Origin of the sequence: Streptomyces sp. NPDC059247, assembly GCF_042754005.1 — a bacterium.
Classification (GTDB): Bacteria; Actinomycetota; Actinomycetes; order Streptomycetales; family Streptomycetaceae; genus Streptomyces.
Map to the genome: position 1 here is coordinate 1 of NZ_JBHYZW010000049.1, position 10,143 is coordinate 10,143.

The window sequence follows — 10,143 nt, forward strand, 5'->3', positions numbered from 1 at the left end:
GCCGTCAATCGAGAGGGGGCGCGCCGGGGAGCGGTGTGCGTTCCCAGTAGGTAGCGTCGGCAAATCCGGCCCGTCCCCACGGGCGCGGGGAGCAGTCGTTTCTGCTGGTCAGTGGCTTGGTGGGGGTGGTTCCATCCCCGCAGGCGCGGGGAGCAGGAGACGGCTCACCAACACGCCCTGGAGGACGTGGGTCCATCCCCGCAGGCGCGGGGAGCAGCCGCGGCGACTCCAGCCAGCGGGCGATGCTGGGGTCCATCCCCGCGTGTACGGGGAGCAGCTTCCTGACCTGCAGTTCTACTGCAGGATCAGTTGGTTCTGAACCACTTTCACCGAAACGCACAAAGGCCGCAGAACGTGCAGGTGGTCGATCAGGGCAGGCCAGCCGCCCGCTCCCCAGGGCGCGGTGTGTGTCAGCAGGACCAAGGAGCAGGGTTCCGAGCTCCGGGGAGTGATCCCTCGCGGGCGGGGGCAGGCGGCGCCGTCCTGCGAGGTACTGGTCGACGGGACCGCGCGGGCAGCAGTCCGAGACCCCACCCGGCGAGGCAACCGGCGCGGATCCATCCCCACACGCGCGGGGAGCAGGAGCAGATCACCCGGAACGGCTGAGACGGAGCGGGTCCATCCCCGCGGGCGCGGGGAGCAGACTTCCTGACCTGCAGTTCTATCTCAGGAACAGCTTGTTCTGAGCTACTTTCACTGAAACCAGCAAAGCGACCAGAACGGTCAAAGCATTGATTGGGGCAGGCCAGCCACCCGCGCCCAGGGCCAAGGAGTAGGGCTCTTGGGAATGATCCCTCCCCGCAGGCGGGGAGCGGGCGGCTCTGCCGGTGGGGGACTGGTCGACGGGCGCGGGAAGCGGTCTCAGGCCCAGCTCGGCGAGTCGACCGCCGCGGATCCGCCCCGTGTGTGCAGGGAGCAGGCGGAGGTTTTCCCCGGCTTCGTCGACCGCTGGGTCCATCCCTGCGGGCGCGGGGAGCAGGCGGGGAGTGGGGTGACTGGATGCATGGGGCTCGGCTGGGGTGGGATTGGGTATCGCGCCGGATTTCTGGGAAGGGCAGGGTTTTCGGTGGCGGGTGCCCGTACGGTGGGGAGTGATTACGGCCCCATCGCCTGGAGACCGCCATGAGTTCACCTGCTTCGCACGCCGGCCGTCGCGAGTTGCGCGTCACTGTGACCGACGAGGTCTACGAGCAGCTCCAGGCGCTCGCCGCCGGCAGTCACGTCGCGGCTGAGGAGTACGCGGCGCGGATGCTCACCGACGATGTGGCCCGTGCGCGGTTCCTGGCCGGGGCCGAGGAGTTCGTCGCCGAGCATGCGTTTGGCTTCGCTGAGTACTTCGGTCCCCACCCGGCTGCCGGGGATCGGGCCGCGTGAACCTGACCGTCGACCTGATCTGGCTTCTGCAGGTCGCCCAGGAGAAGCTTCCGGGCGATCCTGACGTGGTCGATTTCGGGGCTTTGGAGGCCGCCAGGGCCCGCCACTGCGCGGTCGTCATGGGCACCACGGTGTACCCCGAGCCGCACCACCGCGCTGGCGCCCTTCTGCAGTCCCTGGTCCGGCTGCCCGCACTGGAACACTCCAACGAGCTCTACGCAGCCACCGTCGCCGCGGCCTTCCTGACCGCCAGCGGCCGACCTGTGAAGGTGAGCACGGAGCAGGCCGTCGACTTGGTCAGGCAGACCGCGAACGGCCTGGGCGTCCGCGACATCGCCGCCGCCCTCACCATCTGGACCCCCTGAAGCAGCGTCCCGGAGACACAGGCCGCGTCCCCGGCTCGGCACCGGTCATCCGTCCGAGGCCACCGTCGGGCACCGTCCCGGCCGATTCGCATCCGCTGCCGTCGACTCCAGGACTTCGGCACCTGCCCCGTGCCAGCCCTGGCCGAACGCCTCACTGTTGCCCGCCACCACGGCCGAGCCGCCGGTCGTCGTACTCTCGGAGCCCGGTACGGCCGCTCGGATGGCGTCCGGCCTGCGATGGCTGGCCTAGCCCGGAGGGCTCACGCCTGCCCGCCGGCGGTGTCGTGACGAGGAAGAGAAGGGGTACCAGCATGGATTCCGAGATCCCGCCGCCTCCTGGCCCGGACGAGGAGTCCGCTTGCCGGGTTTGCGGGCATGACGACGGCAACCTGTTCTGGGAGGGCGGCTGGCCGACCGCACACATCTGCCCCCTGCCACGGAAACGAATCGGATATATCTGACATAAGCGTGATGGAGGTCTGGACTGTTCGCGGCTACTGGGCTGGCAAGGGGGCCACCTGGTGGCGTCCGAAGGCCAGGCCGAAGGACTAAGACATCTTTCAGCAGCTGTGACAGATCCCCATGGAGTGGCGCTAGCCAATCCCACCCTGCGGTTGCCGAACCGTGCCCCAGGTGGCCCACCATTTGGCCGGGACCCCACCGTCGACACACGGGAAAGCGCTGACGCACATCAGTTGCGGCGGGGCCCATCCCCGCGCATGCGGGGAGCAGCAGCCATCCGGCGGAAAGCACGTGACGCCCACGGGTCCATCCCTGCGCGTACGGGGAGCAGAGGCCCTGCGCGTCCTCAAGGAGGAACGCCTGGGGTCCATCCCCGCGCGTACGGGGAGCAGGTCGGCCCGGAGAACAGCCTCGCGGTGCCCACGGGTCCATCCCCGCGCGTACGGGGAGCAGCTTCCTGACCTGCAGTTCTACCGCAGACGCAGCTCGTTCTGAACCACTTTCACCGAAACCGACAAAAACCCCAGAACGGTCAAAGTGTCGATCGGGGCAGGCCAGCCGCCTGCCATCCAGGATCCGGTCCGCGCCAGCGGGAACAAGGAACAGGGCTCGCGGCTCCGGAAGGCCCCTGCGGTCGGCCGGAGGAACGGGCGGCACCGTCCATCGAGCCACCCGTCGACGGCGAAGACCATACCGGAGCAGTCCGATGCCACGCTCGATAAAGCGACCACCACGAACCCATCCCCACGTGTGCGGGGGCAGCCTCCCTGACCTGCTGTTCTGTCGATGCAGGTGAGTAGAGGCTCGGCCACTCCCGCGCCATCATCAGGACCGGAGGCACCGTGCCTGCGGGGCGTAGCAGTTGAGGCCCATTGACGAAGCCACCCCGGCCGCGTAGGCGGATGCCTCCTGCGCTATGCTCCAGCGCATCGGGAAGTAGATCAGGGGGCCGCTCGCCTCGCCGATAAGCGGACCGGGCGACCACGGCGAGATGCCGTCCTCATCTTCGGTGAGATCGGGCCATTGTTCCAGGAGCTCAGCGACATAGGCCGCGATCTGCTTGGTCGGATCAACGTCGGGCCCGTCCGTGTCGATGTACTTGCCGTACAGATCGGTGAAGCACTGGCCCGCAGCAGCGTCGTCTGCAGGCCGCTCGCCTTCCCAGACAGCAAGGTCATAACTCATCGGCGAAGCCTGCCATCCAGCACTGACAGAGGGACCGCCGGACCAGATCACCTGAGACGCCGAGCAAATCGGACCAGATCGCTCGAGACCGGGACCAGATCCGCTGAGACGGGACACGGGGTCCATCCCCGCGCGCGCGGGAAGCAGCTGACTCGTCTCAACGAGGCTTGGCGAGTGTCATCGAAGTTTGACCGTCAGGTTCAGTGCTGGACGATGTGTCGGACCTTGAGGTGTTGGCAGCCGTCCTGGAGGATGTTCACGGTCTGGACGGCGATCGTTGCGGCACAATCCCAGGATGATCGGCAATCGGATCACTTATCGCACAGCGGACGGCGTCCGTATACCCGGTACCTGGCGGCATGCCTTCATCTGTAACGGCGGCCACTACTTCCTCACCGACCTCTTCATCTACGCGGACGGGCTCATCGACTGCTGGGGCCTGGTCACCGTCGAAGAGTTCGAGGAGAAGCTGCGCACCGGCTGGGTGGCCACCAGCTTTCCGGAGGGCAGCGAGGCATCGTCCCACGAGCTGGCGGACTGGAGGTTCAGTGAGCCGGAGAGCCGGCTCACGCCCGAGTTGCTGGTCGCCGAAGTCCGCGACACCATCGACCGGCTGAACGGGCGGCCCGACTCGACCGGCCGCTGTCTGGCTGCCGTCGACATCTTCCTCGCCGACCGGACCGAGGAGAACCGGGCCGCGGCCCGTGCCGCGTTCCTGGCCGTCCCGGAGTCGGAGCGCCGCTTCGCGCTGGGCGACATGGACAGCAAGGACTGGGCGCTGCGCGTGCTGGTGGCAGGGCCGGGTGGGCGGACCTACCTCTCGTTCGACGGAACGGTCACACAGGAGACCTACGACAGCGCCCTCGTGTACTTCGAGGAGCGGGCCCGCTGGAGGGCTGAGAGGGCCGCCCGCGTCCCCACGGACGGACCGACGTCATCGCACGCACCGGCCGTCAATCTGTCCCACTCGTATCCGAGCAAGCCGGTGGCCGATCCCGGAAAGCTCGGCCTGCGCCACGACTACCCCGCCCCGATCAAGGTCGCGGACACCGACTACCCTTCCGTCGCCCATGCCTACTGGGCCCTGTCGGTTGCCGAGCCCGAGGTACGGCCTTCGATCGCGATGGCGGAGACCGCCTCCGCAGCGCGGACGCTCGCGGCCGGGGTAGCCCGCCGCGAGGGCTGGGAGCACGTCCGGACCGCCGTCATGACCCGTCTGCTGCGCGCCAAGTACGACCAGCACCCCGAGCTGGCCGAGGTCCTGCTGGCGACGGACGACGCCACTGTGATCTACGACGACATGGACTCGCCCTTCTGGGGCGACAATGCCGGCCAGGGCCGCAACTGGTCGGGGCGCCTTCTCGAACTCGTGCGCTCCGAAATACAGATGCGGCGAGCAGGGATTTTCAGGGTGTGAGCGAGCCGGACACATGACCACACCAAGCAGGTCAAAAACTTCGCCGAGAAGGGTCAGCAGCGACCTCCGACAGGCAGGCGCCAGCATAGGTGACGTCCATCCCCGCAGGCACGCGGGGAGCAGCATCCCTGGTCGCCCCGCCTTATTTTGTTGTGGGGCCCATCCCCGCGCATACGGGGAGCAGAGGCCGTTGCGGCGGCCGGTGCGCAGCGGCTCGGGTCCATCCCTGCGGGCGCGGGGAGCAGCAGGAGCCCTCCGCCTGGTTGCAGTCGGCGTCGGGTCCATCCCCGCGGGCGCGGGGAGCAGTGTGCCGGGCGCCCCCCTTTCGTCTCAGGGGCGGGTCCATCCCCGCGTGTACGGGGAGCAGGACGAGGGCATCGGTACCGCGACCGGCGCACGGGGTCCATCCCCGCGTGTACGGGGAGCAGCTCGGGCCCATGTCCGGCTGGGAGCTGGCCGAGGGTCCATCCCCGCGTGTACGGGGAGCAGCCTTGCTGACCTGCAGTTCTACCGCAGGTGCAGCTGGTTCTGAACCACTTTCACCGAAACCGGCAAAGACGCTAGAACGGGCAAATGGTCGATCAGGGCAGGCCAGCCGCCCCTGGTCCCGGTCGCGCCAGCAGCGCCAAGGAGCAGAGCTCCGGGAGGGAGGGGAGGTTAGCCCTCGGGCGGGCCCAGTGGGTGGTGCCGTCCGGCGAGATACCAGTCGACAGGGGGCGCTCCCCGCGCCCAGGAAGCAGAGCGCGCCTCCGGTCGGCCGCGTCGGCGAACCGACCCATCCCCGCGCGTGTGGGGAGCAGGGTGTGCAGTAGCCCTGCTACAGGTGGGACAGCTGCTCACGTACGGGTCTGGCGAGCTCGGCGTAGAAGTCAGCGCGGTCCTGAGCTTGGAGGATCTGGGCGGCCACGGCCAGCAGTCCGGTGCGTGCCTCTGGCCGGTCCAGGACGGGGGCGAGCTCGGTGCGGATGCGGGCGGCCGTTGCAGGGGCCAGCAGTGCGTACAGGTACAGGGTGGCCGCGTCGTAGCCGTACGGGGCCCGGCCCCAGCCTTCCCAGTCCAGGATGTGCGGGCCGCGGGTGACGTTGCCGTAGTGGAGGTCGCCGTGGGCCGTGGTCCAGGTGATGGCGGCGTCGGCTTCGTGGCCGGTGAACTGGGGGATGACGCGGCGCAGGTACTCCTCGCGTACGGCCTCGCGGTCCGTCGGCGGTGGCACGTCGGCGAGGGCATCCAGGGCAGTGGCCATCTCCTTCCACCACGTCTCAGGCAGGCCCGGGTCCTCGTCGAGGACGGGGCGCGGGGAAACCATCGGGTCGGGGGAGAGGGCGTACAGCTCGGCCCGGTAGGCGTAGCCGTCGGTGGTCCAGTCCCGGATGCGGAACAGGTCGGGGCGCGGCACCGACACGGGCAGGGCGCGGGAGCTAGACGGGCCGTTCCACAGCGTGCCGCCCTCGGTGCCGGCCTCGGCGCAGACCACACGCAGCCAGTGCGGGCCCGCTGCGCTGGAGAGGGTCCGGCCCCGGTACCCCCACACCCGGTGGCCGGTGGCACGCAGGCCGAACTGGTCGGCGGCGTGCTGCTGGGCGGCCAGCATCCGGTCGACGGTGGCGGGGGCGGGGGTCTCGAACATGGCGGGGGTCCTACCTCGGCTGGGAGACGGCTGCCGCGTCCTTGGATACCAGCTCGGTGGCGAGCGCCGCGACCTGTTCCACGGTGAGACCGGAGCGCTCGGCCAGTTCCCCGAAGGGCAGGCGAGCGCCGGAGACCAGGGCCTCCAACGCGGGGCGGACGGAGGTGTGGAGCTCCCATTCGTGTCCGGCGGCGCGCAGTACGACGGCCTCGTCAGTTCCCTCCAGCGCGGCCCGGGCGGTGGTGAGGGCCAGGACCAGGCTGTGGTCGGCGGGGACGTCGCCGATGTACGGGAGGGAGGGGGCCGGGCGGCCGGGGTCGCGGGCGTCGAGGGAGGCGGCGAGCTCCGAGACGACGTGCGGGTGGAGCGCCTCGGAGACCTCCTTGCGCAGCTGCTCTGCGTAGGCGGTGCGCTCGGCGGGGCCGACCACGGTGGGCACGTTGGCGCGCAGGGTGGGGGAGTGGAGGAGCTGGCCGGCGAGCCACACCAGGAGGTGGTGTCCGGTCGCCGGGGTCAGGCCGCATGTCAGGTGCAGGGAGCGGCCCTCGGTGGCGGCCACCTTGTGCCACCAGCCCCTCGGCACGTACAGCATGTCCCCGGCCTGCAGGACCACTACGGCCAGCGGCGGCCCCTCGGGCTTCTCGGGCGCCTCCACGTCCAGGCGGAGCGGGTCCGTGCGGGTGGCCCCGTAGAGGTTCCACCGTTTCGCGCCTTCGAGCTGGAAGATCACCGTGTCGTGGTCGTCCCAGTGGGTGCCGAAGGCTTCGGTGGGGTGCCAGGAGGCGTACAGGTTGGCCTGGACGTCGGTGCGGAAGTGCCTCTCCAGCGCCTCGGCGAGTTCCTGGACGCCGGGGTGCAGCTTGTCGACCGCGTCGAGCACGAGGGAGGCACCGGCGCTGATCTGCCGGTGGAGGCCGGAGGGTTCGATCCTCTGGCGGATCTCGGTCCGCTTGGTGACCGAGGTGTGCAGGTACTCGTACGGCGGGACCTGCTCCCCGTCGTTGAAGAGCCTCAGCCGCGGAGCGTCGAGCCGGTGGCGGGCGACCAGGTCGTTGAGGTCGTCCCACGTGAACAGGCCGCGCAGCCCTGCGGCGGCCTGTGACCAGTGCTGGAAGGAGCGGCCGAAAGCCCCGGCGAGGAAGTCCCCGCCGAGGCTCCGGACCGCCGCGTTGATCGCGGGGGTCATGGTCGGCGATCAGTCGTTGCCGTCGCCCTTGCCGGTGCCCCCGCCGTCGGGGGTCCGCGTCGCGGCTCCCTTGATGGAGCGGCTGGAGAGGATCAGGTTCATGACGTTCTCCTTCTCGTGTCGGATGGAGCGTGGACGGCGCCCGCCGCCCCCAGGCAAGGCGGGCGCCACGTGCGGGACCGGCCGGAGGGGGAGCCCCGTAAGGCGTTGTCCCGGCCGGTTCCGTTCGACCATTGAAGGTCCGGGGAACACCAGAGGGGAGGGCCGCTCCGGGGAGCCGATTCCCGCTGCGGGGTGCCGCGTTGGGGGGCCAGGATGGTCTTTCGATACCCGGAAAGGGGAGGCCCCGGCATGGTGAGCCCGGACGGAATCGGCGAGTTGCTGCGCTCCATCAGGGAGCGGGCGGACCGGAGCCGCGAGCAGCAGGCCAAGCGCATGACTGCGGCCGGTCTCGTGTGCACGGTCGAAAACCTGAAGCGCTGGGAGACCGAGAAGCGGTTACCGACTCCGGTCTGGCGTACGGCAATCCGCGCCGTCTACGGCCTGACCGACGAGCAGCTGGACCAGGCCCTGGAGAACACCCGGCGGCACCGCAGGCAGCAGAGGATGGAGGACGACGACGTGAAGCGACGCAAGCTGTTCACCCTGGCGGCGGCCACGGCGGGGTTCGCCGTGCTGCCCGGCATCGCGCAGGCCCGGGAAGACATCGACACCGGCCTGGACGCCGACGGCGCCGGGGACCTCGCCTACCTCGAGGGCGCCTTCGAGCGGCACCGGGGCGGCTACAACGGGCGGGCGCCCGATGCCGTCCTCGGGGAGATGCGCGAGGACCTGGCGCTCCTCGCCGCTGTCCTGCGTCGGCCCCACCCCGCGCGGGACCGTACCGACCTGGCGCGCACGGCGGCCGGGATCTCCGACCTGGTGGCGATCGTCCAGCACGACCGCGGCGACCAGGCCGACGCGCACCGCTGGTTCACCACGGCGGCGAAGGCGGCCCGAGAGTCCGGGGACCGGCGGATGACCGCCTGGGTGCTGGGCCGTCACGCCATGGTCGGCCTGAACTACGGCGCCCCGGGGCAGGCCGCCCATATCGCCGCGCAGGCTCGTCGGGAGGCCGGCGCCCGCCCGTCCGGCGCTGCCGCGCTGGCGGCCGCCGTCAACGCCCGCGCCCTGGCCGCCATCGGCGACTTCCCCGGCGCCCGCCGCGCGGTGGACGACGTCCGCACGCTGGCCGAGCAGTTGGACGGCCCCGAGTCGGCCGACACCTGGTTCGGCTACCCGGCCCAGAAGCACGCGGTGCACCTCTCCCAGGCGTACACGCTGCTCGGCGACACCCGCGCCGCGTACCGGGCGCAGGACGACGCCTTGGCCCTGACGTTCTCGCCGTCGGTGATGACCCGCGCCCTGATCGCCATGGATGCTGCCGCGTGTCTGCGGGTCGACGGAGATCCGGGCGAGGCCGCCGAGATGGCCGCCGCAGTGTACGACCGGCTGCCGCCCGCCTACCGGACCGGCCTGGTGCACTCCCGCGCCCAGCTGCTCCACCGGCATCTGAACGGTGCCCCGCGTCGGCTACTCGGTGACGCCCTTGCCTGAGGCTCACGTAGCGAAGGGCGCAGCCGCCGTTTCCATTGGAAACGGCGGCCGGTGAGTGGGGCCTGCCCTGACACGAAGTCGGGCTGCGGCTGACGAGGGCCGACGTATCAGCATCCATCTCGCCGACCAGGAGACGATGCTCCTCATCGCCGTCCTCAGCCACACCGGTACCGAGGCCGAGGAGTCGATCCTGTCCGCTCTGGCCACGGTCCCTGGCACAGCCAGCTGCGGCACGGACGCCTCCGAGGACGGCCGCAGAGTGTGGATGGTCCTGTCGACCAAACCCCCACGGCTCTGCTCCACCCCCGACACCTGACGCCATCAGGAGCACGGGAAGAGCCAGGTTCGCCGCCCTGGCCGTCCGCGCGCCTTCTCCCCAACCCGCTCGATGTTCCGCACGACAGTCATACGTCCCCCAGTACGAAGTGCCCCGACAGCAGTCGATGCCCGGCGGCTCCCGGACCGAGTACCACCGACCATCCCCGCGGGCGCGGGGAGCAGTCGTCCTGCCGACCGGCGCCGGAAAAACCGTGGGGTCCATCCCCGCGGGCGCGGGGAGCAGCTCCGCACACAAAGAGCGCAGGGGGCAGCCCCGGGTCCATCCCCGCGGGTGCGGGGAGCAGGACCCGTGTCGACCCTGCGGCTGTCCGGACCGGGGTCCATCCCCGCGCGTACGGGGAGCAGGCGGCATCCGTGACCCGCTCGACAGCCCTCTCGGGTCCATCCCCGCGCGTATGGGGAGCAGCTGAAGGCCGCAGGGCCGCGGCCGATGCAGGAGGGTCCATCCCCGCGCGTATGGGGAGCAGTACGCCGACCAACTCCCCGCCACCCAGGGCCCGGGTCCATCCCCGCGCGTATGGGGAGCAGTCTTGCTGAGCTGCAGTTCTACCGCAGGCGTAGCTCGTTCTGAACCACTTTCACCGAAACCGGC

General features: G+C 70.4%; 8 protein-coding genes and 1 CRISPR repeat array. Of the genes, 5 read left to right on the forward strand and 3 right to left on the reverse strand.

The features are described from left to right. Positions 1–1,122 precede the first annotated feature (1,122 nt). Positions 1,123–1,374 (forward strand): hypothetical protein, encoded by a 252-nt coding sequence (locus ACFXGN_RS32565; protein WP_384866014.1) that lies wholly within the window; start codon positions 1,123–1,125, stop codon positions 1,372–1,374. Beyond that, positions 1,371–1,739, forward strand: a complete 369-nt coding sequence (locus tag ACFXGN_RS32570; protein WP_384866016.1) for a fic family toxin-antitoxin system, toxin component — start codon at positions 1,371–1,373, stop codon at positions 1,737–1,739. Before ACFXGN_RS32565 ends, ACFXGN_RS32570 begins: the two co-directional genes overlap by 4 nt. Before the next feature lie 1,287 nt (positions 1,740–3,026). On the opposite strand, the gene ACFXGN_RS32575 is transcribed toward ACFXGN_RS32570, so the two are convergent. Further along, positions 3,027–3,386, reverse strand: a complete 360-nt coding sequence (locus ACFXGN_RS32575; protein WP_384866018.1) for a hypothetical protein — start codon at positions 3,384–3,386, stop codon at positions 3,027–3,029. Positions 3,387–3,681: 295 nt separating this feature from the next. Here ACFXGN_RS32575 and ACFXGN_RS32580 point away from each other — a divergent pair, with 295 nt between their 5' ends. Beyond that, on the forward strand, positions 3,682–4,803 hold the full coding sequence (locus ACFXGN_RS32580) for an NADAR family protein (protein ID WP_384866020.1): 1,122 nt from the start codon (positions 3,682–3,684) through the stop codon (positions 4,801–4,803). A gap of 94 nt (positions 4,804–4,897) precedes the next feature. After that, a CRISPR array of direct repeats spans positions 4,898–5,293; the repeat unit is 30 nt; unit sequence GGGTCCATCCCCGCGTGTACGGGGAGCAGC. A gap of 327 nt (positions 5,294–5,620) precedes the next feature. Here ACFXGN_RS32580 and ACFXGN_RS32585 read toward each other — a convergent pair. Both ACFXGN_RS32585 and ACFXGN_RS32590 read right to left on the reverse strand, forming a co-directional pair. Then, on the reverse strand, positions 5,621–6,430 hold the full coding sequence (locus ACFXGN_RS32585; protein WP_384866022.1) for a hypothetical protein: 810 nt from the start codon (positions 6,428–6,430) through the stop codon (positions 5,621–5,623). Between the two features lie 10 nt (positions 6,431–6,440). Further along, positions 6,441–7,616, reverse strand: a complete 1,176-nt coding sequence (locus ACFXGN_RS32590) for a cupin domain-containing protein (protein WP_384866024.1) — start codon at positions 7,614–7,616, stop codon at positions 6,441–6,443. A gap of 351 nt (positions 7,617–7,967) precedes the next feature. Here ACFXGN_RS32590 and ACFXGN_RS32595 point away from each other — a divergent pair, with 351 nt between their 5' ends. Together ACFXGN_RS32595 and ACFXGN_RS32600 are read left to right on the forward strand one after the other, a co-directional pair. Further along, positions 7,968–9,212: a transcriptional regulator gene (locus ACFXGN_RS32595; RefSeq protein WP_384866026.1), complete on the forward strand. Its 1,245-nt coding sequence runs from the start codon at positions 7,968–7,970 to the stop codon at positions 9,210–9,212. Between the two features lie 136 nt (positions 9,213–9,348). Then, positions 9,349–9,528, forward strand: coding sequence for a hypothetical protein (locus tag ACFXGN_RS32600; RefSeq protein WP_384866028.1), 180 nt, complete (start codon positions 9,349–9,351; stop codon positions 9,526–9,528). Positions 9,529–10,143 lie beyond the last annotated feature (615 nt).